This is a genomic window from Halostella salina (assembly GCF_003675855.1).
In the GTDB taxonomy this organism is placed as follows: Archaea; Halobacteriota; Halobacteria; order Halobacteriales; family Natronoarchaeaceae; genus Halostella; species Halostella salina.
In genome coordinates this window covers 610227-634854 of sequence record NZ_RCIH01000001.1, presented here as the reverse complement: position 1 = coordinate 634854, position 24628 = coordinate 610227, and the positions used below count along the sequence as shown (strand labels likewise).

The following is a 24628-nucleotide window of genomic DNA, read 5'->3' as shown; positions in this document are numbered from 1 at the left end:
CTGTCAAAATTAGTTTTCCTCAACCCGTACTCAGGTATCGCTACACCAGGTCCTCGTAGCGCGCCCCGGTCTGTTTCAGCGTCTCGGTCGAGTACAGCCGCTCGTGGTCGTACGGCAGGTGCTCGGCCGCGAGTTCGTCTATCTTCTCGTCGACCGCGTCGGGGTCCCGGCCGTGGATCATCGTGAACACGCTGTAGGGCCACCCCTGCGCCTCGCGGCGCGGGCGGTGGTAGCACAGCGTCACGTACGGCAGGCGGCCGACGGCCGTGCCCCGTTCGTCGAGTTCGTCGTCGGGCACGTCCCAGACGACCATGCAGTTGCTGTCGAACCCGGTGACGACGTGGTTGACGATGCAGCCGATCCGCTTGATGCAGCCGTCGTCGCGCAGGGTTTCGACGGCGGCGAGCACGTCCTCGGTATCCGCGCCGAGCGCGTCGGCCACGTCGCCGTACGGCGTCGCGGTCAGCGGGAAGCCGTCCTGAATCTCCAGCAGTATCTCCTTCTCGAAGTCGGTGAGGTCGCCGGTCGCGTTCTCGCTGATGCGGGTTGCGTCCACTTCCGTCTCGGCGAGACTCTCCCGCGCGAACCGGTCGCCGTTGACGACGGGGAACTCCAGGTCGATGTAGTAGTCAGTCAGCATCGGCAGGTTCAGCACCTCGCAGCCGGTCTCGTCCTCGATCTCGGCGAGGATCGCGTCGCGACGCTCAAGCGACCCGGCGGTGACGACGAACCACATGTTCCACTCGTGGTCGCGCCGGTAGTTGTGGTTCACCTGCTGGTAGCCGTTGATGACCTCCGCGACCTCGTCGAAGCGGTCCGCGGGCGCGCTCACGGCCGCCAGCGTCGAACTGCCGATGACGGGCGGGTTCAGCACCGCGCCGAACCGCCGGAAGATGCCCTCGTCGGCGAGGCGCTCGACGCGAGCGAGCGCGTCCGCCTCGTCGGTCCCGATGGCGTCGGCGACGGCGCGGAACGGTCGGGGTTCGACCGGGAATCCGCTCTGGAACCCGTCGATCAGCGCGGCGTCGCGGTCGTCGATCCGCTCGCGCCAGTCGCCCGACTGTAGGCTCATTGGCGGAACTAGGGAACTCCGAAACGTACGTGTTTCGACTGCTGGCTTCCGAAACGGTTTGTGGGTGGCGCACAGGCGTAGCATCATGGCCGACAGCGACCGCCTCGAAGCGATCGCCCGCCTGCCGACCGTCGCCCACCCCACCCCGTCGCCCGACGGCGACACCCTCGCGTTCTACTGGGACGAGTCGGGGCGCAACGAACTCTACCTGCGCGACCTCGACACCGGCGCAGTGACGCGGATCAGCGACGGCGAAGTGCCGCGCGACGCGACGATGCCGCTCTTCTGGGCCGGCGACGGCGAGCGCGTGTTCTACCACCGCGACGACGGCGGCGACGAGCAGTACGACCTCTACGCCGCCGACCGCGACGGCGACCACGAACCTGTCGTCGAACTCGACGGCCAGAACCGGGTCGTCGACACCGGTCCGGACGGACGGGTCCTCCTGTTCCTCTCGACCGCGCCCGGGCAGCTGAACCTCCACCGCTACGACGCCGAAACCGGCGCGGTCGACCAGTTGACCGACCGCGAGGTGCCGGTGTACGACGGGGGGCTCTCGCCCGACGGCGACCGGGTGGCGTACTTCACGCCCGACCCCGAGAACCTCGACAACTACCGCGCGTGGGTCGCCGACGCCGACGGCTCCGACGCCCGCGAACTGGCGTTCGGGACGGACGACTCGGAGTCCGCGGTGGTCGACTGGCACCCCGACGGCGACCGACTGCTCGTCGGCGACGACGAAAGCGGCGTCCACCGGATCGGCGTGTACGACCTCGCTGACGACGCGGTGCGGTGGCTCTCCCCCGGCGACCACCCCGAGAGCGCGGACGCGTTCACGCCGGACGGGAGCCGTGTCGTCGGGACCCGAAACCGCGACGCGGCGACCGTCCCGGTCGTCTACGACGTGGCCGACGGAACCGGCCGCGAACTCGACCTCCCGCTCGGCTTCACCCACCCCGTCTCGATGGGGTCGACCGCCGACCCGTTCGTCGACGACGCGCTCGTGCTTCGCCACGAAACCGCCGCCGACCGCCCAGCCGTCCTCCGGTACGACCTCTCGACCGACGAGTCCGAGACCCTCCACGAGCCGGAGTACGGGGACTTCGAGCCCGACGACTTCGTCGACGCCGAGTACGTCACGTTCGACTCCGAGGACGGCCTGGAGGTCGGCGGCCTGCTGTACGACTCGGGCGAACGCCCCTCGCCGGGCGTCGTCGAGGTCCACGGCGGCCCCCACTTCCAGTCCCAGCGGCGGTTCAACGTCCACGTCCAGTTCCTCGTCAGCGAGGGGTACACCGTCCTCCGACCGAACTACCGCGGCTCGACCGGCCGAGGGCGAGAGTTCAAGCGTGCGATCCGCGGCGACTGGGGCGGGAAAGAGCAGGCGGACATCGCGGCCGCCGGGCGGTGGCTCAAAGCCCGGGACTGGGTCGACGCGGACCGCGTCGCCGTGATGGGCGGCTCCTACGGCGGCTACGCCGCGTACTGCCAGCTCGTGCAGTATCCGACGCTGTGGGCCGCCGCCGTCCCGTGGGTCGGGATCACCGACCTCCACGCGCTGTACGAGGAGGACATGCCCCACTTCAAGACGACCCTCCGGCAGCAGATGGGCGACCCCGAGGCGAACCACGACCTCTGGCGCGAGCGCTCGCCCGTCGAGCACGTCGGGAACGTCGAGCGCCCGTTCTGCGTCGTCCACGGCGTCAACGACCCGCGCTGTCCGGTCTCGCAGGCGCGGCTGTTCCGGGACGCCGTCGAGGACGAACTCGGCTGGACCGCCGGCAGGGAGTTCGCGTACCACGAACTCGACGAGGAGGGCCACGGCTCCAGCGACCAGGACCAGAAGGTACGGACGTTCCGACACATCGCCGACTTCCTAGACGAGCGCGTGTAGGCCGGGGATCGGCCGGGGGACTTTGTGGTCCGGGCCCTTGGGACGCGACATGGACCTGGGCGACCGGAGCGACTGGACGGTGCTGCTCACGGGCGGGACGAGCGGCATCGGCCGCGCGGCGGCGCGGGAACTGGGCGCGGCCGGGGCGACGGTGTACCTCGTCGGGCGGGACCCGGAGCGCGGTGAGACGGCCGCACAGACGGTGCGGACGGCGGGCGGCGACGCCACCTTCCTCCAGTACGACCTCGCGTCGCAGTCGGCGGTGCGCGACCTCGCGGCGACGGTCCGGGAGCACACCGACCGGCTCGACGCGCTGGTGAACAACGCCGCCGTCGCGCCCGACGAGCACAGCACGACCGACGACGGCGTCCCGTTCGCGGTAGCGGTGAACCACCTCGCGCCGTACCTGCTGACCCGCGAACTCGCGCCGCTGCTCCGGGACAGCGCCCCCGCCCGCGTCGTCGTCACGGCGTCGGGCGTCCACCGGCGCGCCGACGTTGCCCCCGACGACCCGGACCTGCTTGGCGAGCACGCGGGACTCGACGGCTACGCCCGGACGAAGCTGATGAACGTCCTGTTCGTCCGCGAACTCGCCGACCGCCTCGACGGGACGGGCGTGACGGCGACGGCGCTCCACCCCGGATTCATCCCGGGGAGCGGCCTCTACCGGAACAGCGCGCTGTACGTCCGGGCCACGATGAAGCTGTTCTCCGTCCTTCCCGTCGGCCGGAGCGTCGCTGACGGCGGCGAGGCGCTGGCCCGGCTGGCGGCGGCGGACGATGCCGCCGACGCGAACGGGGCGTACTTCGACGGCACCGAGCGCGCGGAGCCGTCGGACGCGGCCCGCGACGAGCGCCGGCAGACAGCACTGTGGTCGGCGAGCGCGGACCTGCTCGGCGTCGACCCGGACTGGCCGGCAGTCGCTGGTGGAGACTGAGCCGTCCCGCCGGAAACGGGACGCTTTTGCGGCGAGCGCCCCAAGCCGATCACATGGCCGAGGCAACCGCGAAGTACGGCGAGTGGCCCCTGAAACGCCTGATGACCGAAGTCGTCGGCTCCGGGCACAAGTCCGCCGACGACATGAGCCGCGAGCAGGCCCGCGAGGCGTTCCAGCGCATCCTCGGGGCCGAACCCGACCCGACCACGCTCGGCGCGTTCTGGCTGGCGAACCGCTGGAAGCGCAACACCCCCGAGGAGCTGGCGGCCTACACCGACGTGATGGTCGAGGAGAGCGTCGAGCGGGCCGAACCCGACGCCGACCCCGTCGACTGCGGCGCGAACTACGACGGGAAGGGACGCACCGCGATCCTCGGCGTCGCGGCCGGCGTCGTCGCCGCGGGCGCGGGGACGCCCGTCGTCGCCCACTCCGGCGACCGCGTGCCGACCCAGAAGCAGGACGCCTACAAGCACGTGCTCGACGAACTCGGCGTCCGCACCGAACTCGACCTCGCGGAGAGCGCCGACATGGTCGACGAGACCGGCTTCGGCTTCTACTACCAGCCGGCGTTCAACCCCGGGATCGACGACCTGTTCGACCGCCGTGATCAGATGGGCGTCCGCGTGTTCGTCAACACCATCGAGACGCTGGCCAACCCCGCGAACGCCGACGTCCACCTCGGCAGCTTCTACCACCTCGCGTTCGCCACGAAGGTGACCGACACGTTCGCCGCGATGGAGACCGAGACGCCCGACCGCGTCATCATGTTCCAGGGGATGGAGGGGTACGACGACATCCGGCCGGGGTACACGAAGGTCGCGGAGTGGAACGCGGGCGGCGAGTCCGGCGACGCGGACTTCGACGACTACGAGATAGAGACGCCCGAGTACGGCATGGAGTTCGAGGAGGCGGACCTCGAAGTCGACGACGTGGCCGCCGACTCCGCGGCGATCACCGAGTCGGTCGTCGCCGGCGAGCGCGACGACGGGTTCGCCGACGCCGTCGCGCTCAACGCCGCGTTCCGGATCTACGCCCGCGGCGACGCCGACACGCTCGACGAGGGACTGATGATGGCCCGCGAGTCCGTCGCCGACGGGAGCGCCGCGGCCGTGCTGGACGACCTGCGGGAGTTCTGACTTCAGATATCCATCTTTCGGAAAAATTTTATATCGTGTTGGCAGAACCGAACAGCTATGCTCGACCTGTCTCGGTCTGGCGTCGATAGGGGGTACGCCGTCGTCAGCGTCGTCGTGCTCCTGTACGCGGTTCTCAGCCCGGCAAGTATCCTGAACTGGGCCTTCCTGCTGCTGGTCCTCCGGGGAGTGATCGTGTTCGAGCGATTCGAGCGCCACCTGCGACCGGACGGAACCGACAAGCCGGCCACCGAGTGATGGCTCACTCCGCCCGCGGGATCGCCACGTTCGCCAGTTTGCCGCCGGCGGCGACGGTCGCCTCGCGGGTGATCGCATAGAGGATCCCGGCGTCGTCGGCGGTCGCCTCCTGCAACACCTCGTAGCTCGTCGGGTCGTACAGCGTCCCCAGCGGCGTCCCCTCGTCGACGCGCTCGCCCAGCGCCCGGTCCGGATGCGGGCGGAAGAGTCCGGCGTCGACGGCGTCGACCCGGCCGAGGTGGTTGCGGGCGACGGTCGGGGCGGCAGGGTCGGGCGCGCCGGGCAGGACGCCGAGGTGGCGGAGCACGTTCAGGGTTCCGTCGACGCCGGCCTCGACGGCGTCCTCAACGATCTGTTTGTTGTGGGCCAGCTCAGGGGTGATGGCGGGGATCCCCTCGCGGGCGGCGGCGACGCGGAACTTCCCGGCGAAGTTCCGGCGGTGCCACTCGTCGGCGGCGTCGTCGCCCGCCGCCTCCGCCAGCAGGAGGTCCGTACCGAACGCCTCGGCGAGCGCGCGGGCCGTCGCGTCGCCGTCGCGGTAGACGACGTGGGTGAGCAGCTCCGGACTCCCGGTGTGGAGGTCGACTGCGGCGTCGGCGTCGCTCGCGTACGTCCAGAGCCGGGCGGCCATGCGCTCGTGGAGCGTCCCGTCGGCGTCGCCGGGCCACACCCGGTTCATGTTCGAGTGGACGCTGTCGAGCGGTTCCGGCGTCGTGTACGAGACCCGGTCGAATGTGAGGGGATTCGCCACCGGCACGGCGACGACCCGCCCGGCGATGCTCGCGTCGACCAGCCGGTCGTGGAGCCGCCGGAGGACCGCCGTCCCGTTCACCTCGCGACCGTGCTGGGCGGCCTGCACGTAGACGGTCGGCCCGTTGGCGGGGCTGGCGTAGGTGTGGACCGTCGTCGCCACCTCGACCCCCGACGGGAGGCGAGCGAGCGTGACGCGCTCCGCCGAGTGAACTGCCGGCGCTACCATACGCGTGCTACGGCGTGATCGACCTTCATTTGTCGGGGCGCAGCGGGCACGGCCGACGAATTTATCACGGCATGATACATCATACCACGTATGTCTTCGACGCGCCGCGGGTTCGGTGCCGCCGCGACCGTCGCCGCCGTCGCCGGGCTGTCGGGCTGTCTGGACCGCGCGATACGGCTGATCCCCGGACAGGGGAACGACTTCCCGGACGAGCCGCCGGCCGGAGCCAAGGAGACGGCGAAGGCCTACCTCCGGGCGCTCGGCAACGGGCGCTACGAGTCGGCCTGTCGGGGGCGCTGTCTCCTGCGGATCGAGGACGGCGAGACGCAGTTGGAAGCGAACGAGATGGATGAATCCGACCTCCGTGAGTGGGCCGACGAGGCGCGCTCGTTCTACGGGAGCGCCGGCTGGAGCGTTACGTCAGTCACGGTCGTCGACAGCGAGAAGATGAACGGCTCCGCGCTCGCCACGGCCGACCTCTCGATGGGGTACCACCTCACGCTGGAGTGGGAGGGGTCGGGCAACGTCGCCAACCCGACGACGACGAGCGTCGTGAAGTACGAGGGCGACTGGTACGTGCTCACCGCGACGTTCTGAGGGCGGGTCACACGACGACGGCATCGTCCTCAGCCGCGAACTGCCAACGGGAATTTATACGACGAGTTACAAAGCGGAAATCATGTCAGATCATGACATGCGGAGCCGCGCCGTCCGCCGGCGGCGGCTGCTCGCCGCCGCGGGCGCTGGCATCGCCGGACTCGCGGGCTGCAGTTCCGGTGGGGAAAGCGACAACGACGGCGGCGGGCTGGCGACCACGACCGCTCCCGGCGGGAGTGAGACGACCAGCGGCGAGGGCACGGGCGACCCGGAAACGGAGAGCGCCGACTGGCGGATGTACCGTGGCGGGCCGGGACAGGCGGCGTACTCCCCGGGAGCCGGTCCCGGCGGCGACGCCGACATCGAGTGGACGTGGTCGACGCCGAACACCGACGAGTACGTCGACCAGAGCGGGACGCGGCAGGTCGCGGTTGCGGACGGGACGGCGTACGTCGCGACCCACCTCCCGTACGGCGGGGAGACGAGCCGCACGTACCTCTACGGGCTGGACGCGGCCACGGGGGAACGGCTGTGGGTCTACGAGCGCGACTGGGGCGAGGCGCAGGTCGGCTCGAATCGGTCGATGCCCGTGATCGTCGACGGCCGCGCCGTCTTCCTCGTGAGCGGCTACGTCAACGACCGGTGGGAGTACGTCGGCGTCGACGACGGCGAGGCGGCGTGGACGGCCGCGCCAGTGCCGGCGGACGAGGACAAGCGGCTAGCCGGGCGGAACGCGCCCCTCGCGCTGCCGGACGGCACCGTCCTCGCGAGCGTCGGCAACAATCGCTATCGGCGACTCGCGCCGTCAGTCGGCGAGTTCAGCGGCGACGCGATCCCGGTCACCGGCTGGACCCCGACGGTCGCCGACGACAGCCAGTTCGTCCACTGGAGCGAGACGTTCCAGCGCCGGCCGCTCGGCGGCGACGAACCTGACTGGCGGTTCGACTGGCACGAGCGCGGCATCGTCACCAACCAATTGACGCCGCCGGTCCACGCCGACGGGACGGTCTACTTCGGCGTCGGCATGGATTACTTCGACGTGCCGGACGGTCCGGAGGTTCCGGACTCCCGCCGGCCGCGGCTGTTTGCGGTCGACGCCGGGACGGGAACCGACCGCTGGACCCGCGTGCTGGAGACGGAACGCGGCGAGCGGGGGTCCCGGGGAGAGGGCGGCGATGACTACTGGTTAATCCACGGACGCGCCGCGGCGCTCGCAGTGGGTCCCGATGCGGTGTACGCCTACACCACGACCGGCGACGTGGCGGCGTTCTCACCGGCCGACGGGAGCGAGCGCTGGCGCACGTCGGTCTCCGACCGGAACCTGGCCAGCATCCCCGGCAACTTCGTCGCCTGTCCGGACGGCGTCTACGTCGCGCTGCCCGACGGGCTCGTCCACGTGTCCAGCGACGGCGAGGCGAGTAGCCTTGCTACCGGAGACCACGAGACGGCCACGCTGTCGCTCGCCGGCGGCCGCCTGTTCGTCGCTCGCAACGAGCGGATCGAGGTGTACGGCTGACCGCGGGCCGGTCCACACGCCGACACCGGGAGCCTTTTGCCGCGTCCTCGCGTCGTCCCCCACATGACGATCCAGGCGACCCTGCACACGACAGAGGGCGACATCGAGGTCGAACTGTACGACGAGAAGGCACCCCGAACCGTCGAGAACTTCGTCAACCTCGCGGCGCACGACCCGGCCGCCGACGCTGAGCCGGCACCGGACACCGTGACGTGGGAGGACCCCGAGAGCGGCGAGGTCCGGGGCGACGCGCTGTACAACGACGTGCCGTTCCACCGCGTCATCGAGGACTTCATGATCCAGGGCGGCGACCCGACCGGCACTGGCCGCGGCGGCCCCGGCTACGAGTTCGCCGACGAGTTCCACGACGACCTGCGCCACGACGACGCCGGCGTCCTGTCGATGGCCAACTCCGGGCCGGACACCAACGGCTCGCAGTTCTTCATCACGCTGGACGCCCAGCCCCACCTCGACGACAAGCACGCCGTCTTCGGCAAGGTCACCGACGGGATGGACGTGGTCGAGGCGATCGGCGCGGTCGACACGAACGCCCGCGACCAGCCCGACGAGGAGATCCTCCTCGAAGCCGTCACCGTCGAGGACTGACGACGCCGCAACCGCTGTTTTTCGAGCCGGACCGTCTTACAGGTCGAGTACGTCCACGAGGAACGACCGCTCCGCTGCCCGGAACGCCTCGCGCCACGGGTCCTTCAGCATCTGGACGTGGTCCGCGTCCTCGGGGAGCAGCGTCGTGACCGGAACGTCGGCGGCTTCGAGCGCCGCCCGGAACCGTTCGGACTGTTCGGTCGGGACGAGCTGGTCGCTCCTGCCGTGCCAGAGCAGCGCCGGCGGAGCCTCGCCGTCGACGTGTTCGACGGGCGACGCCTCGCGGTACACGTCGGGACAGTCCGACGGCGGACAGCCGAAGAACTTCGTCGCCACGTCCGACTCCCCGTTCCCGTCTCCGAGGTCGTAGATCCCGCTGACGCCGACGAAGCCGTCGACGCTCCCGACGTTCGGGTCGAGGCCGACGGGTGCGAACGTCTCCGTCCCGGGAGCCGTGGCGACGAGCGCCGCGAGGTGCGCGCCGGCGGACGCGCCGCGGAGCGCGACGCGCTCGGGGTCGATCCCGGCCGATTCGGCCGCCCACGTCCGGAGCCATGTGACGGCGGCGACCACGTCCCGCACCGCCGCCGGGTACTCCGCCGTCCCGCTGAGCCGGTAGTCGATGGTCGCGGCCGCCATCCCGTGGTCGGCGTGCCACCGCGTGTAGGTCCCCCGGCTGCCGTACTCCCAGGCACCGCCGTGGACGTGGAGAACCAGCGGGAGGTCCGTCCCGCCTTCGGGACGGTGGAAATCCAGCTTGAGCGTCGCTTCCGGCGTCTCCTCGAAGGTGACGCCGCGGAACAGCTCGACGCCGTCGGTGACCTCGTCCGGCTCGTCGAAAGCCGGCGGGTCGGGCGTGGCGTACCCGTCGGGGCGGTCGGGGGTCGCCGTGGCGTCGGCGTCGTCGCCGTCCGTCCCGGCGGTGGAGTCATCCGAACTCGTCCCGTCCGAAGCGTCCGGGCGCGTGCCGTCGTCGGACTCCGCGGCGTCGCCGACGCATCCGGCGGCCGTTCCGAACCCGACGGTGCCGAGGGTCGCGAGCACGCTCCGGCGGCCAACCTCGCGGCCCCCGCACCGACCGTCGTCCGATGTCCGTTCCGGGGCTGGCATGGGACCGGCTTTCGGTCCGTCGGCTATCATGTTACTCGGCGGGAACTGTGCACGCCGTGCACGGCGGCCGTCAGAACTCCCCGACCGGTTTCAGTCGGGCGTTCGCCCGGTACGTCTCGTACGTCTCCTCCGCCCACTCCCGGACGCGCTCGTCGGTGGTCTCGACCAGCGCCCGGGGAAGCCCGTCGTCGTCCTCGACGCCGATCTGGACGGTCCCGTCGTCGGCGATCCCGAGGTAGAACCCGAGGTCGGACTCGGCGACGTAGACGTCCGACCGGCCGGTTTCGACCTTCTCGCGGAGCAGCGGCGCGTACTCGTCGGACTCGATCGTCGCCTCGAGGTCCGGGGCGATCAGCGTCTCGGCGTCGAGGCCGCCGTCGGTGACCTGCTCTGCGATCAGCTTCGTCCCCTCCATGTCGATCGAGGGGAGGAACAGCCTGACCCGGTCGGCGGTCCGGAGGATCTCCGACTGGGTTCTGGCCGGGGCGTACGGGTCCCCGGCGTCCGACGTGGTCACCTCGGCGTCCGCCAGCCGGGCGAGGTCGAACGGTAGCTCCGACCGCGGGAACCACGTCAGAAACTCCGACAGTTCCTCGGTCAGTCGCACCGTATCGACCAGGTCGAGAAACGAGTCGGCGACGAGCCTGCCCGCCGGCGTCAGGCGGTACGTCCGCGCCTCGGGGTCGACCCAGCCGGTCTCCTCCAGCGACCGGAGCGAGCGGGCGACGGTCGTCCGCGAGGCGTCGAGGCGTGTCCTGAGGTCGCGCTGTGTCGCCGGTCCCGACTCCAGCAACGCCTCTAGGATCCGAACGCGGGACTCGGCCCGGGCCAGGTAGGCCACCTGCTCCAGCGGCGACGGGCCATCCGATCCCATGTCTGTCCCACGTGTTCGTCCCGGATCGCTTATTTCTTGTTGCTGATACGGGGCGGCTCCCGACCGTAGTTTTCGGTCAGAACTGCAGCGGACTCCCGGCCGGCGACGCTGGCGTCGATGCGCCGCGGGACCGGGACCGTACGTTGATAGGTTCGCGTCCCGAACCACCGGACAGGATGAGCGACCCCGACAGCGGCGACCCGGCCGCGGACGACGCCGACGACGAGGGGACGTACGACAGGTACGTCGACAGGGTGCTCGACCTGTTGAGCCTCTTCTGACACGTCGTCGGGACAGCACCCGACGTCCGTCTTCCGGGGCGGCGTCGTGGGGATTTTATATCGGCGACCGTCACATTCCGGCACCCTCCAATGCCCCTCCGCACACCGCTCGCCCCGGAACGGGAGCTACAACTCAGGATCGCCGTCGCAGTGGTCCTCGTCGTCGCCCTGCCGTTCGCGCTCGTTCACACGTTTCTCTACGTGCTGAACACGGTCGGGATCGCGATGCTCGAGTGGATCACCGGGCGGGCGTGGTACGGCCGGTTCTACGTCGACCCCGCCCTGCTCGCCGTCGTGGTCCTCGGCGGACTGGCGCTCCAGTACCGCTACGGGCCGGGGATGATCCTCGGCTCCGTCGGCGCGCGGTCGACCGACGAATCGGAGTACCCCGAACTGCACGCCGCCGTGACCCGGCTCGCACAGCAGGCTAACGTGCCGACGCCGGCGGTCCGCGTCGTCGACACCGACCTGCCCAACGCCTTCGCCGTCGGCACGCCCGGCCGGGGCACAGTCGTCGTCTCGACCGGGCTGCTCGACCTGCTGGACGAGGACGAGCGCGACGCCGTCGTCGCCCACGAACTCGCCCACCTCAAGAACCGCGACTCCAGTCTGATGACGGTCGCCTGGGTCCTCCCGGCGGTGACCTTCTACCTCGCCATCGCGGCGTACACCGTCCTCGCCGGGCTGTTCCGGGCGCTCGGCAACAGCCACTCGGGCGGCAACGACGGGCGCGGACTCGCCGTCGTCGTTGCCGTCGTCGTCGTCAGCGGCGTCGTCACGCTGAGCGTCTCGGCGGTGTTCTGGGTCGCGAGCGTCCTCGTCCACCGGGTGCTCTCGCGCTACCGCGAGTTCGCCGCCGACCGCGGTGCCGCCGAGATCACCGGCTCACCGGCGGCGCTGGCCAGCGCGCTCGGGAAGATCGACGACACGATGCCGTCGGTGCCCGACGAGGACCTCCGGCGCTACGACGGCGGCGCGGAGGCGCTGTACCTCGCGCCGCTGGAGAGCCGGTCGTTCGACTCGCACGAACTCGTCAGCACCGACGTGTTCCCCGACACGCACCCGCCGACAGCCGAGCGGATCGACCACCTGCAGGAAATGGCGGCCGCGGAGGAAACATGACCCGGCTGCCGAGACGCCGCCTGCTCGCCGCCGCCGGGAGCGGACTCGCCGGTGCGCTCGCCGGCTGTGGCTACCGACCCGGGGGTGGCGAACTCGTCTGGGAGCAGTCTCTGTCGAACGGGAGGTTCCCTCGGACCGGTGAGACGGCCTGGGTCGACGACGGCGACCTCCTCGTCGCGGTGGAGAACCGCGAGGGGCAGGACTACGACCGCGAACGCGAGGAGTGGGTCGACGTGTCGGAGGCGGAGGCGACGGCGTACGACTCGTCGGGCGACGTTCGCTGGCGGGGCACGACGGCGCGCCAGTACGCCGGCGACCCGGCGATCGGTCCCGACGGCGTGTACGTCCCCCTCCGCGATGGCGGGGTGACGGCGCTGAGTAGATCGGGGGACGACGCGGGGTCGGTTCGCTGGACGAACGACCGCCTCGGGCCGGTGTCGCGCGTCGTCGCGGGCGACGGTGTAGTGGTCGCGCTGGGCGACGCCGGCTTCGCCTGCCTCGACGCCGCCGACGGCGAGGCGACGGGAGCCGGGGAGTCGATACCGGTCACCGGAACCGACGTGGGAAGCGTCGCCGTCGGCGGCGGCCGCGTGTGGGCGAGTTCTCGGGGGGACGCGACGCTGTACGGCGCGGCAGTCGACGGCGGCGACCCGGTCGAGCTGACGCTCCCGGACTCACCGCCGGACCTCGCGGCGCTCGACGACGGCGTCGTCGTGGCGACAGTCGACGACGGGCTTCGGGCGGTCGGCCCCGACGGGGCGGTCCGCTGGGCTGCCGACGTGCGCGCGCCGGACTACTCGCTCGTCGCCGGCGACCGGCTGTACGTCGTCGCCGACGCGTCGGTCATCGCCGTCGACTCGGCGGGCGGCGAGCGCCGCTGGCAGCACGAACTGCCGTTGCTCAATCCGCCAGTCGTCGACGACGACGGCGTGTACGGCGCGGTGTCGGGCTGTCGGTTCCAGGCGCTGACCGACGGGGGCGAGGAGTGGTGGAGCGTCCCGACGCCGGACGACGAGGGGTACGGCTGCGACCTGACGTACGTTACCGTCCTCGACGACCGGATCGTCGCCGTCGACGGCGACCGGCTGTACGCGGTCCGGAAGCGGCCCGGCGACCGCTGGACGCTGCTGTGACGGGGTTCGCAGTCGTCAGACCGGTCCCCGCGATGCCTGACGGTTCCAGTACGTCTATGCCACCCCGGACGAAAGCGGCGCTATGCACACGCCCGACGGATACCTGCACCCGTGGATGGCCGGCGCGTTCCTCGCGCTGGCGGGGGCCGCGCTGACCGCCGCCGCGGTCCGCGGCCGCACTGACCTGACCGACCGCCGCGTCGACCTGTTCGCCGTGGTCGCCGCGGGCATCTTCGCCGCACAGCTGCTCGACTGGCCGATACCGGGCGGCACCAGCGCGCACTTCGTCGGCGGCGCGCTGGCCGGCGTCGCGCTCGGCCCGCATCTCGGCGCGCTCGCGGTCGGCCTCGTCGTCGCCGTGCAGGCGCTCGTCTTCGGCGACGGCGGCGTCCTCGCGCTCGGCGCGAACGTCTGGAACATGGCCGTCGTCGAGGTGTACGTCGGCTACGCCGTCTACCGCGCGCTCGCCGGCCGCTCGGAGACGCTCGCGCTCGTCGCCGCGGGCTGGGTCGGCGTCACCGCCGCCGCGCTGTCGGCCGGTCTCCAGCTCGGTCTGTCGCCCGGCTTCGACCTGCTGACCACCGTCGCCGTCATCGCCGGGGGCCACGTCCTCCTCGGCATCGGCGAGGGCCTGCTGACGCTCGCCGGCGCGCGCCTGCTCCCGGCGGTGTTCGCCGACGACGCGGACGCGCCGGAGGTGGTCCGGGCGTGACGACCGCCGCCGTCGACCGCCGACCGCTGGCGGGACTGCTCGCGCTCGTCGCGCTCTCGCCCGTCTTCGCGTGGGCGTCCGAGGCGGTCGGCTACGCCGAACCGATGGAGAACGCGGCGGCGCGGGCCGGCGTCACGGCGGATCCGCTGGTCGGGGGGCTGTTCCCGGGCTATGCGCTGCCGGGCGTCGACGCGCTGGCCGGCACCGCCGCCGCGGGGCTAGTCGGGACGGCGCTCACGCTCGTCGCCGCGCTCGCTCTCGGCCGGACGCTCCGCGCGGCCTGAGACCGGCCGCTCACAGCTGGCGAACCGTAAGCCGAAAGACGGTACGCTTCCAACCGGTTCGTAATGAGCGACTCCGTCGTCGACCCCAGCGACATCGGCGAATCCGACGCGCCGCCGGTCGAGGAGAAACCGTACAAGGTCGTCTTCGAGGCGAACAAATGCTTCGGCGCTGGCAAGTGCGCCGAGGTCGCCGACAACTGGGAGATGGACCTGAAAAGCGGGATGGCCAAGCCCCGGTCGTACTTCATCGGCGAGGACGAACTCGACGAGAACGTCCGCGCCGCCGAGGTGTGTCCGGCCAAGAAGGACGAGGGGTGCATCCACGTGGTCGACCGCCGAACCGACGACGAGATAGCGCCCAACCCCCACGGCGACGGCACGCTCTCCGTGGACTGGTGACCAGCGACCGTAAACAACTTCACTGCCGACGGGCAGGTACCGACTGCGCGAGGGTGGCTGAGCTAGGCCAAAGGCGGCGGGCTTAAGACCCGCTCCCGTAGGGGTCCGAGGGTTCGAATCCCTTCCCTCGCACTTCTCGCGACGAACGGACGTGAGGAGCGTGAAGTCGGTATGTAGGGATTCGAAGCAGAGAAGTCGCAACCTGCGAGCGGAGCAAGCAGGTCCGTCTTCACGCGGTTCGAATCCCTTCCCTCGCATTGCTGCCGCGAACACGTCCGTGAGCGGCAACAATCTTCGGAGGGGTTCGAACTAGACCGAGGTTCCGCGCCGCAGGCGCGGGTTCTCGGACGTGGTTCGAATCCCTTCCCTCGCACTTCTCGCTACGAACGGACGTGAGGAGCGTGAAGTCGGTATGTAGGGATTCGAAGCAGAGAAGTCGCAACCTGCGAGCGCAGCGAGCAGATCCGTCTTCGCGTGGTTCGAATCCCTTCCCTCACATTCTCCGACTCGAACGCGGGTTAGGCCCCGAGAATCGCGAATACAATGGTCTGCGACCAGAGAAGCGCGTGTGTGGCCGACGGGACCACGAGATTGCCCGTGCGTTCGTAGGCCAGCGCGAACACCATCCCGCCGACGAACGTTTCGACGAAGCTGCTGACCGGTTCCAGACCCGTGGAGAGAGCGGCGACTGGGACGTGCATGAGTCCGAACATCACCCCCGAGAGGACGACGGTTTTCCCGGGGTCGAACGCCTCCCTGATCCGCCCCTGAATGATGCCGCGGAACAGAAGTTCCTCGGAGGGTGCGGCGAAGAGGAACCAGACGACGAAAATAACCGGCCAGAGCACCGGCGTCGAGGCATACGGACTCTCGTGACCCCCGCCGGCCTCGTTCTCCACGGCGATCCCGAGAACGTCGAGCAGGGAGCTCGTGGCTGCCCCGATACCGGCGAGCAGAACGATGGAACCGACGACCCAGGCGGCGTCGTGGAGTGACGGCTTCCTGATCTGCACGTACCGGGAGAACCCGGCCGTCCGATAGAGGTAGGCGACGGACGTTATCAGAAACCCAAGCTGGATACCCCGGGAGAGAAAGATCTCCACGACCCGTACGTCGGTCAGGCCGGCGGCCCCGAAAGAGAGCCTGAGCGCGATTATCGTCAGGGTACCGATCACCGTTCCGAGGGCGGTCAGGCCGAGCGCTTCGCCGATCGTCGTGAGCCGAACGCGGGAACCGTCTGCGTCCATGGGGGGAGGTGGGTCGTTTGTGAACACAAAACACCGGTGAGACCTGTGACCCCAGAAACACGGGGAAAGATTGATGTTCTATCGGTCGCGTTCCGCGGCCGGCACCGCCCGGGAGGGGCCCCGCGACACCCACGGTGGTTTACCGTCCGTGAGTCAGCTGGGGGAAAGGACCGGCCACGGCCGACGATCCGTTCGGTCCGCGTCTCCCCCCTCGGCGGCCTCCCCGCCACCGATACCTATTCCGACCCGGGAGCAGCATGGATCGGTAGCCATGGGTAGCACCCGAACGGCGCGCGGGCCGCCTGTGACGGGCCCGCTTCGTGTGGAGTTCGGTCGGACCGGGTCCACGGCTCCAAACGGGGGTGTGGGAACCGCCGTATGATGTCCCCGACCGTGATCGCAATGGGAACGCACGAGGGACTGTACACTGCCCGCGGGACACCGTTCGAAGCGGCGGAGCGAGCGCGCGATCTCGGCACGGTCCACGCCGTCGACGCGGTCGACGGTATTGGCTTCCTTGCCGCGACCGACGCGGGGCTGTTCCGCTCCCGCGAGGGCCGCCGCTGGCGCGACCTCGGCGTCCCGGACGACCCCGTCGTCTCCGTCGCCGTCAGTCCCGACGGCACCGACTGTTACGCCGGTACCTATCCGGCGCGGGTCTACCGGCTGCCCGTCGACGACTGGGACGACCCGACCGCGGAGGGATGGACGGAGTGCAACGGGTTCCGCGCGGTCCCGGCGCGGGAGCGGTGGGCGGACCGCTCGCCGCGCGATCGGGGATCCCAGGCGCGGACGCTCGCCGTACATCACGACGCCCCGGACCGCCTCATCGCCGGGGTCGAGGTCGGCGGCGTGTGCGTGAGCGACGACCGCGGCGAGTCGTGGACCGAGCGGGCGAACGGCGTCCACGACGACGTGCACCACGTGCTGGCCCTGTCACCGGACGAGTACATCGCCGCCACCGGGAACGGCCTGTACCGGACCGAGGACGCGGGCCGCACGTGGACTCGCCAGGATACGGACTTCCGGGACTTCTGGTTCAACTACTACCGGGAGGCGGTGGCACACGACGGAGCGGTGTACACCGCGGCGAACGGCTGGGGGCCGGAAGAGGGTCACGGAGCGGTGTTTGTTCTCCGTGAGGACGGTAGCATGGAGCGCCTCCCGCTCCGGGGCGAGGACTCGCCGTTCGTCCTCTCGTGGGCGACCGACGGCGACCGGCTCTTCGCCGGAACGATGGGCGTCGAGGACGGGTTCGAGCAACGTGCCCAGTCGGACGTCCTGGTGTACGGTGCGGACGGCTGGTCGGTCGCTGGAACGGTGCCCGCCGGCGTCAAGTCCGTGGCCGTGCGGTGAGGACGGCCGGCGAAGCCGAACGCAACGGCCTTCCGGCGCGAGCGCGTACCGAGCGCCGATGACTGAGGACGACGGATCCGCCACGCGGGACGCGCTCGCGGCCCACGGCGCGTTCGAGGAGCGGGACGACGGCTTCGCTTGCACGACGACCCCGTTCGACGTGACGGTCACGGTCGAGCCGGCAGGCGAGGGCCGCGCCGGGACGTTCCGACTGGTCGAACGGGTGCCGACGCTCGACGCCGCCGTCGCGGGCGAGACGGTCGGCGAGGCCGTCGAGAACGGCTGGTACGAGACGCTGGAGCGACGGCTCGAAGACGCTTACGACGTGGTCCGGTCGAGCGACACCGGTCCCGTCGAGGTGTCGCGGGACGGCGACGAGGTGCGGATCGAACTGTCGGTCACCGCCTGGGACGCCGACCAGGGGGCCGACGACGCCAAGGCGCTGGTCGACTTCGTCGAGGGGACGTACGTGCAGGGGGTCGTCCCGGGCTACGACTACCGCGACCCGGTCGCGGAGCTTCGGGGGCGGGCGCGGAAGCGCGGCGAGCGAGCCGCCGAGGGCGGCGACCGCGACGGGACACCGCTGTAGCCGTCGGCGGAAACCACGAAAACGCGGGGAGCGGACCGGGCCGGCTAATCCATCGCGATGTACGTCTGGGTGTCCTCTACGCCGTCGGTTGACTGGACCTCCGTCGCGGCGATCCCCTTCACTTCCGCCGGGGAGTCGACGTTCACTTTCGCGATGATGTCCACGTCCCCGGCGACGATGTACGCCGACTCGACGCCGTCGATGGCCTCGATGTCGTCTCTGAGCCGGTCCGCCTCGCCCGTGTTCGCCTTGATCATGACGTACGCTGTCACCATGGTTACACACCTCCGGCGGCCGCGCGGCCGCCCTCGCCGACGAGGATCTGGCGGACGTCCGAGAGCACGTCGAAGTCCGCGAGGACGACGATCCGGTCGCCCGCCTCCAGCGACTCGTCGGCGCTCGGGATCGAAAGCGGTTCGTCCCGCTTGCCGAACGCGAGCACCGTCGCGTCGGCCGGGAGCTGTAGCTCGCTGATCGTGTACCCCCGGGTCGGCGCGTTCTCGGTCACCGTGAGTTCGACGACCTGCAGGTTCTGGGCGATGTCCGCGATGGCGCGGATGTCGCCGCCGAGCAGCGCGTTCTTCGCGCCGATGGCCCCGAGCCGTTCGGGGTAGATGATCTCGTCGACCTCCTCGGCGTACTTCCGGTAGATCTCCTCGCGGTAGTCCTCGTCGATCCGGAGGACCGTCCGACAGCCGTGGTGTTTCCCGATCATACACGCCGCGAAGTTGACGTTGAGGTCGCCGGTGAGCGCGCCGACGGCGTCGGCCGAGGCGATCTCCGCCTCGTTCAGCACGTCCTCGCGGGAGCCGTCGCCCTCGATGACCTCGTAGCCCTGGTTGCGGGCGCGCTTGGCCTTCTCGGCACCGCGCTCGACGAGGGTCACCTCGTGGCCCTCCTCCCGAAGTACGCGTGCCGTTCGCAGACCGACTCTCCCGGCTCCGATGATAACGAACCGCATACCACGGCCTACGCGTGGCCCCCTGAATAAGTTTACCCCGATCCCGTCGCCGACAAAAGGTTTTTGACGTGCCACAGAGTACCAAACGGCACATGGTTCACGCGTTCATCATGGTGAAGACGGCGGCCGGACAGTCCGAGGAGCTGCTGGCCGCGGTGCGGGAACTCGGGCAGGTCGACGAGGCCCACATCGTCGCCGGGGACTACGACCTCATCACGGAGGTCGACGTCGAGGAGGTGTACGACGTGCTCCACACCGCCTCGTCGGGGATCCAGAAGCTGGACGGCGTCGCCGACACGAAGACGTACATCTCGATGGGATAGCCCGTCCGGCGTCACCTACTCCGACGCGTCCGGGTCGGCCGCGGACACCACCGACTCTTTCTGTCTGCGGAGCTCCGCCGGCAGATCCGCGTACACGTGGTCGAACACGTCCGCGGGGTCCTCGTCCTCGGCCGCCTCCGCCTCCTCGACAGCACGGTCGAGTTCCGCGTCGGCGTCCTCGCGGACCGTCTCGACGAAGGCGTCGTCGACGACGCCCGCCTCGCGGAGGTACTCCTCGAAGCGCTCGACCGGGTCGCGGGTCCGCCACTCGGGCAGGTCGGGGTCGTCCTCGCGGTACCGGCTCGGGTCGTCGCTGGTGGTGTGTGCGCCCTGCCGGTACGTGAGGCTCTCGACGAGCACCGGCTCGCCGTCCCGGGCCCGTTCGAGCCCCGCGGCGACCGTCTCGTACACCGCCAGCGGGTCGTTGCCGTCGACCTGTACGCCGTCGAAGCCGTACGCTTCGGCCTTCTGCGCGATGGTGTCGCTGGCCGTCTGACGCTCGCGAGGGAGGCTGATCGCCCAGCCGTTGTTCTCGCAGAAGAAGACGGTCGGCGCGTCGAACACGCCGGCGAAGTTCAGCCCCTCGTGGAAGTCGCCCTCGCTGGTCGCGCCGTCGCCGAGGTAGCAGAGGACGCCGTGGTCGGCGTCGCGGTAGTTCGCCGCCATCCCGACGCCGGCGGCGTGGGGGATCTGCGTGGCGATCGGCACCGCCTGCGGGAACGTCGGTGCGTCGTGGTCCGAGCGGAACTCGGGGTGGCCGCGGCGGAACAGCAGGATGTCGCTCATCGGGACGCCGCGGGCGATCTGCATCGCGTTCGACCGGTACGTCGGGAGCAGCCAGTCGTCGTCGGCCATCGCGTGGGCCGCCGCAACCTGCGAGGCCTCCTGCCCCTCGAACGGCGGGTAGCCGCTCATCCACCCGCGGCGCTGGAGGGCGAGCGCCCGCTCGTCGAACCGCCGTGCCCGCACCATGTCGCGGTAGATCGACCGCGCGGCGTCGGCCGAGAACGGCGTCTCGTCGAAGGGTCGCTCGCCGATGACTCGGTGCATGGACGGCGACTCGGACCCGCTCCCCAAAGCCGTTCCGATACGCCAAAGTCCGTCCGGCCCCAAGGGTCGGATATGGTCTCGGTCTCCGCCGCCGTCGGGTTCCTCGTGATCGTCGGCATCCACACGTTCCTCGCAGCGGTGGCGACGCGGTACTTCCGCGTCCAGTTGCACACGCAGTGGGGGTCGGCAGCGTTCGCGCTCCTCCTGACGCCGCTGTTGCTCGTCGTCTCGACGCTCGTCCTCTCGGGCGTGCTCGGTCTCGGCGGCGACCTGGGCGACCGGAACACCGCGGTGTTCGCCGTCATCCTCCTGCCGCTGGTGCTTGGCTACTCCATCGACATGTTCTGGCTGCCCGCTCCGGAGGAGATCGACCTGCCCGACACCAGCGAGAACCGCCAGTAGAACCCGCCTAGCGCCTGTCAAGCGCCGTCTCGACGGCCTCCTCGGCGGCGCTGATCACGTGTTCCGGCGACCGCGTCGCGTCGATCCGCACGAACCGGCCCGGCTCCAGGTCGATCAGCGTCTCGTAGTTGTCCTGCACGCTGGCGAGGTACTCCGTCCGCTCGAACTTGTTCGCCCCGGCGCTGCGCTCGGCGGCGGTGTGGGGGTCGAGGTCGAGGTAGATCGTCAGGTCGGGCGCGACGGTGAACGGCTGGTGGACCCCGCGGATGTACTCCATCGGGCGCTTGATCTCGCCCTCGAGCGTCGCCCCCTGGTAGGCGTACCGGGAGTCAGAGTAGCGGTCGGAGATGACGAGGTCGCCCTCGGCGAGCGCCGGCCGGACGACGTTCGACAGGTGGGCCGCGTGGTCGGCCGTGTAGAGGAACAGCTCCGCCAGCGGGTCGGCGTCGTCGTCCGCGATCGACCGGTCGACGGCCTCCCCGTACCAGCTATCGGTCGGTTCGCGCGTGAACGTCGCGTCGGGGTAGGCGTCCCGGAGCGCCTCCGCCACCGTGGTCTTGCCGCTCCCGTCGAGTCCCTCCAGGGTCACGAGCATGGCCGGGCGTTCCGGGCGCTCGCATATCAGTCGTCCGGCTTCGGCCGCCGCGGCCGTACCGGGACCGGAGCCAGCGATCGGGTGCGGCACGGCCCCGCGCCCCGGTAGCTTTAGGCCGGTTCGGGACTAGTTCGAAGTATGAGGGTTCTGGTCACCGGCGGGACGGGCTTCATCGGCGAGCGACTGTGTCGGGAACTGGACGACCGCGGCCACGACGTGACCGCGCTCGCCCGGAACCCCGACGACGCCGCCCTGCCGGACGGCGTCGCCCGCGCAACCGGCGACGTGTCCGCCTACGACTCCATCGAGTCGGCGTTCGAGGATCAGGAGGCGGTCGTCAATCTCGTCGCGCTCTCCCCCCTGTTCAAGCCGAAGGGCGGCGCGACCCACGAGAGCGTCCACCTCCACGGGACCGAGAACGTCGTCCGCGCCGCCGAGGAACACGGCCTCACCCGGATCGTCCAGATGAGCGCGCTCGGCGCGGACCCGGACGGGCCGACGGCGTACATCCGCACGAAGGGGCAGGCGGAGCACGTCGTGACGGACTCCGACCTCGACTGGACGATCGTCCGCCCGTCGGTGGTGTTCGGCGAGGGCGGCGAGTTCGTCTCCTTCACGAAGAAGCTCACGCCGCCAGTGCTCGCGCCGCTGCCCGGCGGCGGCAAGACCCGGTTCCAGCCCATCTGGGTCGGCGACATCGTGCCCATGCTTGCCGACTGCGTCGAGGACGACGACCACGTCGGCGAGACCTACGAGATCGGCGGCCCGGAGGTGCTGACCCTCGCACAGGTGGCGAAGCGGGCGCGCCGCGCCGCGGGCCACCCCGTGACCGTCGTGCCGGTGCCGATGGCGCTCGCCGGCGTCGGCCTGAAAGTCGCGGGGTCGATCCCCGGCTTCCCGATGGGGGCCGACCAGTACCGGTCGCTGAAGTTCGACAACACGACCGCGTCGAACGACATCGGCGCGTTCGGCCGGTCCGAAGGCGACCTGACGACGCTGTCGGACTACCTCGGCGTGGACATGTAAGCGCGTTATACGGAACTTAAAGTTGTTCGGCTGGTTGATGTGAAGCCGTTATCAGAACCGGTAATATCGGCTTACCCCCGGCCGCCGTCGTCCGGTTTAGTCGATTTCTACCGCGGATCCGGTGGTGTGCACCATCACAAAACTTATATCCGTCATCGCTCTGTTTTCAGGCCAACGGAGCCCCGTGTACAAAGTATGAAACTGGCGATGATCGGATTCGGACAGGCTGGTGGGAAAATCGTCGACAAGTTCCTGGAGTACGACGAGCGGTCGGGCAGTGGGATCGTCCGCTCGGCCGTCGCGGTCAACACCGCGAAGGCTGACCTCATGGGACTGGAGCGGATCCCCGAGGATCAGCGCGTGCTCATCGGACAGTCGCGAGTCAAGGGCCACGGCGTCGGTGCCGACAACGAGCTCGGTGCCGAGGTGGCCGAGGAGGACATCGACGAGGTACAGGGCGCGATAGACAACATTCCGGTTCACGAGGTCGATGCCTTCCTCATCATCGCCGGGATGGGTGGGGGGACCGGCAGCGGCGGCGCGCCGGTGCTGGCGAAGCATCTCAAGCGCATCTACACCGAACCGGTGTACGGCCTCGGCGTGCTCCCCGGCAGCGACGAGGGTGGCATCTACACGCTGAACGCCGCCCGGTCGTTCCAGACGTTCGTCCGCGAGGTCGACAACCTCCTCGTGTTCGACAACGACGCCTGGCGGAAGGCCGGCGAGTCCGTCGAGGGCGGCTACGAGGAGATCAACGACGAGATCGTCAAGCGGTTCGGCATCCTCTTCGGTGCCGGCGAGGTCGGCGAGGGCGACGAGGTCGCCGAGAGCGTCGTCGACTCCAGCGAGATCATCAACACCCTCTCGGGCGGCGGCGTCTCCACCGTCGGCTACGCCCGCGAGGAGGTCGAGACGCAGGAGGACAGCGGCCTCCTCTCGCGCTTTACCGGCGGCGAAGACGACGGCATCGACACCGCACACACGACGAACCGGATCACGAGCCTCGTCCGCAAGGCCGCGCTGGGTCGACTGACTCTGCCCTGCGAGATCGAGGGAAGCGAGCGTGCGCTCCTCGTGATGAGCGGCCCGCCCCAGCATCTCAACCGGAAAGGCATCGAGCGCGGGCGGAAGTGGCTCGAAGAGCAGACCGGCTCGATGGAGGTCCGCGGCGGCGACTACCCGGTCCCCGCCTCGAACTACGTCGCGAGCGTCATCCTGCTGTCCGGCGTCAACGACGTGCCCCGGATCAAGGAGCTCCAGCAGGTCGCGATCGAGGCACAGGACAACATCGAGGAGATACGCGAGGAAAGCGAAGATAACTTAGAGAGCTTGGTCGAAGATGACGAAGATGAACTCGAACCGCTGTTCTAAGCTCACGACACTGCTCGTCGTCGCCCTCGTCGCGCTCGCCGCGGTCCCACCAGCCGCGGCCCTGGCGACCGTCGAGGCCGACGGCGCACCCGCCGAAGCGGAAGTCGGCGAGGAGGTATCGACCACGTACACGTTTACCGAACTGTTCTCCGGCGACACGCCCCAGGAGTGGACGCTCCGTGGTGAGACGAACCTGACGAACGCCACCTGGAGCGTCACCGCGTACGACAACGCGGGCAACCAGATCGGGGAGACCCAGAGCATGGGCGGTAGCTCCTTCGAGTACGACGTGGTGGCCGACGAGGCCGTCACGGAGATCGAAGTGACCCTCACCGGCACTACCCCGGAAGTCGAGAACTACACGTACGACCCCCAGCAGTCGTTCCGGCTGGCCGAGTTCACGGAGGTCCGTGAGGGCGGCGGGACGACGGAGATCGATAGCTGGGAGACCAACCACTACACGTCCGAGAGCGGCGACGCCCGCGAGGCGCTCGACAGCGCGCAGGAGGCCATCGACGAGGCCGAGGAGAGCGGCGCGGACGTGAGCGAGGCCGAGAGCACCTTCCGGAACGCCCGGCAGGCCTACGAGTCCGCCGAGGACTTCGACCTCGCCATATCTCTTGCCGAGGAGGCCGAGAGCCAGGCAACCGAGGCCCAGGAGTCCACCGAGCAGACCGAGCAGCGCAACACGATGCTCCTGTACGGCGGCATCGGGCTGGTCGTCCTCGTGCTGATCGGCGGTGCGGCCTACTGGTACCGCCAGCAGGGCGACGACTACGACAAACTGGGCTAGCGACCCCT

Annotated in this window: 28 protein-coding genes and 1 tRNA gene; 20 read left to right on the top strand and 9 right to left on the bottom strand. The window is 70.0% G+C overall.

The window, feature by feature from the left end:
• Positions 1-40: 40 nt before the first annotated feature.
• A complete protein-coding gene (gene ahbB / locus D8896_RS03305; RefSeq protein ID WP_121820637.1) occupies positions 41-1072 on the bottom strand; it encodes a siroheme decarboxylase subunit beta in 1032 nt (343 codons plus the stop codon).
• Positions 1073-1157: 85 nt separating this feature from the next.
• Between ahbB and D8896_RS03300 the strand changes: the two genes are divergently transcribed.
• From D8896_RS03300 to D8896_RS03285, 4 genes are read left to right on the top strand one after another with little or no spacing between them, the layout of a single operon-like run.
• Positions 1158-2966 carry a S9 family peptidase gene (locus D8896_RS03300; protein ID WP_121820636.1) on the top strand — a complete coding sequence of 603 codons (1809 nt, stop codon included), beginning with the start codon at positions 1158-1160 and terminating at the stop codon, positions 2964-2966.
• A gap of 49 nt (positions 2967-3015) precedes the next feature.
• Entirely contained in the window at positions 3016-3903 is an 888-nt protein-coding gene (locus D8896_RS03295) for an SDR family NAD(P)-dependent oxidoreductase (protein WP_121820635.1), read from the top strand.
• Positions 3904-3956: 53 nt separating this feature from the next.
• Positions 3957-5039, top strand: a complete 1083-nt coding sequence (locus D8896_RS03290) for an anthranilate phosphoribosyltransferase (protein WP_121820634.1) — start codon at positions 3957-3959, stop codon at positions 5037-5039.
• Positions 5040-5096: 57 nt separating this feature from the next.
• Entirely contained in the window at positions 5097-5294 is a 198-nt protein-coding gene (locus D8896_RS03285) for a hypothetical protein (RefSeq protein ID WP_121820633.1), read from the top strand.
• A 4-nt stretch (positions 5295-5298) separates the two neighbouring features.
• Here the strand turns inward: D8896_RS03285 and D8896_RS03280 are convergent, their stop codons facing one another.
• A complete protein-coding gene (locus D8896_RS03280; RefSeq protein ID WP_121820632.1) occupies positions 5299-6273 on the bottom strand; it encodes a succinylglutamate desuccinylase/aspartoacylase family protein in 975 nt (324 codons plus the stop codon).
• A 90-nt stretch (positions 6274-6363) separates the two neighbouring features.
• Between D8896_RS03280 and D8896_RS03275 the strand changes: the two genes are divergently transcribed.
• The 3 genes from D8896_RS03275 (at position 6364) to D8896_RS03265 (ending at position 8992) form a co-directional block, all read left to right on the top strand.
• A complete protein-coding gene (locus tag D8896_RS03275) occupies positions 6364-6870 on the top strand; it encodes a hypothetical protein (RefSeq protein WP_121820631.1) in 507 nt (168 codons plus the stop codon).
• Positions 6871-6952: 82 nt separating this feature from the next.
• Positions 6953-8386 (top strand): outer membrane protein assembly factor BamB family protein, encoded by a 1434-nt coding sequence (locus D8896_RS03270; RefSeq protein WP_121820630.1) that lies wholly within the window; start codon positions 6953-6955, stop codon positions 8384-8386.
• A 63-nt stretch (positions 8387-8449) separates the two neighbouring features.
• The gene (locus D8896_RS03265; protein ID WP_121820629.1) at positions 8450-8992 is read left to right on the top strand and encodes a peptidylprolyl isomerase; all 543 of its coding nucleotides are present in this window, start codon (positions 8450-8452) and stop codon (positions 8990-8992) included.
• 36 nt (positions 8993-9028) lie between these two features.
• Here D8896_RS03265 and D8896_RS03260 read toward each other — a convergent pair whose 3' ends face one another.
• Positions 9029-10102: an alpha/beta hydrolase gene (locus D8896_RS03260; protein ID WP_121820628.1), complete on the bottom strand. Its 1074-nt coding sequence runs from the start codon at positions 10100-10102 to the stop codon at positions 9029-9031.
• Positions 10103-10172: 70 nt separating this feature from the next.
• Positions 10173-10976, bottom strand: coding sequence for a helix-turn-helix transcriptional regulator (locus D8896_RS03255; RefSeq protein ID WP_121820627.1), 804 nt, complete (start codon positions 10974-10976; stop codon positions 10173-10175).
• A gap of 371 nt (positions 10977-11347) precedes the next feature.
• Here D8896_RS03255 and D8896_RS03250 point away from each other — a divergent pair, with 371 nt between their 5' ends.
• The 6 genes from D8896_RS03250 to D8896_RS03225 all read left to right on the top strand — a co-directional run bounded on the left by D8896_RS03250 (position 11348) and on the right by D8896_RS03225 (position 15039).
• Positions 11348-12379: a M48 family metalloprotease gene (locus D8896_RS03250; protein ID WP_121820626.1), complete on the top strand. Its 1032-nt coding sequence runs from the start codon at positions 11348-11350 to the stop codon at positions 12377-12379.
• Positions 12376-13512 carry an outer membrane protein assembly factor BamB family protein gene (locus D8896_RS03245; protein WP_121820625.1) on the top strand — a complete coding sequence of 379 codons (1137 nt, stop codon included), beginning with the start codon at positions 12376-12378 and terminating at the stop codon, positions 13510-13512. Before D8896_RS03250 ends, D8896_RS03245 begins: the two co-directional genes overlap by 4 nt.
• A gap of 82 nt (positions 13513-13594) precedes the next feature.
• Positions 13595-14224 carry an energy-coupling factor ABC transporter permease gene (locus tag D8896_RS03240; RefSeq protein WP_121820624.1) on the top strand — a complete coding sequence of 210 codons (630 nt, stop codon included), beginning with the start codon at positions 13595-13597 and terminating at the stop codon, positions 14222-14224.
• Positions 14221-14508 (top strand): metal transporter, encoded by a 288-nt coding sequence (locus D8896_RS03235; protein WP_121820623.1) that lies wholly within the window; start codon positions 14221-14223, stop codon positions 14506-14508. Before D8896_RS03240 ends, D8896_RS03235 begins: the two co-directional genes overlap by 4 nt.
• A 63-nt stretch (positions 14509-14571) precedes the next feature.
• Positions 14572-14907 (top strand): ferredoxin, encoded by a 336-nt coding sequence (locus D8896_RS03230; RefSeq protein ID WP_121820622.1) that lies wholly within the window; start codon positions 14572-14574, stop codon positions 14905-14907.
• A gap of 47 nt (positions 14908-14954) precedes the next feature.
• Positions 14955-15039 (top strand) — tRNA-Leu (locus D8896_RS03225).
• A 386-nt stretch (positions 15040-15425) separates the two neighbouring features.
• On the opposite strand, the gene D8896_RS03220 is transcribed toward D8896_RS03225, so the two are convergent.
• A complete protein-coding gene (locus D8896_RS03220; RefSeq protein ID WP_121820621.1) occupies positions 15426-16154 on the bottom strand; it encodes a CPBP family intramembrane glutamic endopeptidase in 729 nt (242 codons plus the stop codon).
• A gap of 402 nt (positions 16155-16556) precedes the next feature.
• On the opposite strand from D8896_RS03220, the gene D8896_RS03215 reads away from it, so the two are divergent.
• Complete coding sequence (locus D8896_RS03215) at positions 16557-17510, top strand: WD40/YVTN/BNR-like repeat-containing protein (RefSeq protein ID WP_121820620.1); 954 nt, start codon at positions 16557-16559, stop codon at positions 17508-17510.
• 58 nt (positions 17511-17568) lie between these two features.
• Complete coding sequence (locus D8896_RS03210; protein ID WP_121820619.1) at positions 17569-18099, top strand: DUF5813 family protein; 531 nt, start codon at positions 17569-17571, stop codon at positions 18097-18099.
• Positions 18100-18143: 44 nt separating this feature from the next.
• Here the strand turns inward: D8896_RS03210 and D8896_RS03205 are convergent, their stop codons facing one another.
• Positions 18144-18374: an Lrp/AsnC family transcriptional regulator gene (locus D8896_RS03205; RefSeq protein ID WP_121820618.1), complete on the bottom strand. Its 231-nt coding sequence runs from the start codon at positions 18372-18374 to the stop codon at positions 18144-18146.
• Between the two features lie 2 nt (positions 18375-18376).
• Positions 18377-19060, bottom strand: coding sequence for a potassium channel family protein (locus D8896_RS03200; RefSeq protein ID WP_121820617.1), 684 nt, complete (start codon positions 19058-19060; stop codon positions 18377-18379).
• 92 nt (positions 19061-19152) lie between these two features.
• Between D8896_RS03200 and D8896_RS03195 the strand changes: the two genes are divergently transcribed.
• A complete protein-coding gene (locus D8896_RS03195) occupies positions 19153-19383 on the top strand; it encodes an Lrp/AsnC family transcriptional regulator (RefSeq protein ID WP_121820616.1) in 231 nt (76 codons plus the stop codon).
• A 15-nt stretch (positions 19384-19398) separates the two neighbouring features.
• Here D8896_RS03195 and pdhA read toward each other — a convergent pair whose 3' ends face one another.
• Positions 19399-20433 carry a pyruvate dehydrogenase (acetyl-transferring) E1 component subunit alpha gene (gene pdhA, locus D8896_RS03190; RefSeq protein WP_121820615.1) on the bottom strand — a complete coding sequence of 345 codons (1035 nt, stop codon included), beginning with the start codon at positions 20431-20433 and terminating at the stop codon, positions 19399-19401.
• A gap of 72 nt (positions 20434-20505) precedes the next feature.
• Between pdhA and D8896_RS03185 the strand changes: the two genes are divergently transcribed.
• Complete coding sequence (locus D8896_RS03185; protein WP_121820614.1) at positions 20506-20835, top strand: hypothetical protein; 330 nt, start codon at positions 20506-20508, stop codon at positions 20833-20835.
• Positions 20836-20842: 7 nt separating this feature from the next.
• Here D8896_RS03185 and tmk read toward each other — a convergent pair whose 3' ends face one another.
• Positions 20843-21430: a dTMP kinase gene (gene tmk / locus D8896_RS03180; RefSeq protein ID WP_121820613.1), complete on the bottom strand. Its 588-nt coding sequence runs from the start codon at positions 21428-21430 to the stop codon at positions 20843-20845.
• A 138-nt stretch (positions 21431-21568) separates the two neighbouring features.
• Between tmk and D8896_RS03175 the strand changes: the two genes are divergently transcribed.
• The 3 genes from D8896_RS03175 to D8896_RS03165 all read left to right on the top strand — a co-directional run bounded on the left by D8896_RS03175 (position 21569) and on the right by D8896_RS03165 (position 24620).
• The gene (locus tag D8896_RS03175; protein ID WP_121820612.1) at positions 21569-22456 is read left to right on the top strand and encodes a complex I NDUFA9 subunit family protein; all 888 of its coding nucleotides are present in this window, start codon (positions 21569-21571) and stop codon (positions 22454-22456) included.
• Between the two features lie 195 nt (positions 22457-22651).
• Positions 22652-23827, top strand: a complete 1176-nt coding sequence (locus D8896_RS03170) for a tubulin/FtsZ family protein (protein ID WP_121820611.1) — start codon at positions 22652-22654, stop codon at positions 23825-23827.
• Positions 23805-24620, top strand: a complete 816-nt coding sequence (locus D8896_RS03165; protein WP_121820610.1) for a DUF4398 domain-containing protein — start codon at positions 23805-23807, stop codon at positions 24618-24620. Before D8896_RS03170 ends, D8896_RS03165 begins: the two co-directional genes overlap by 23 nt.
• The last annotated feature ends 8 nt before the right edge of the window (positions 24621-24628 follow it).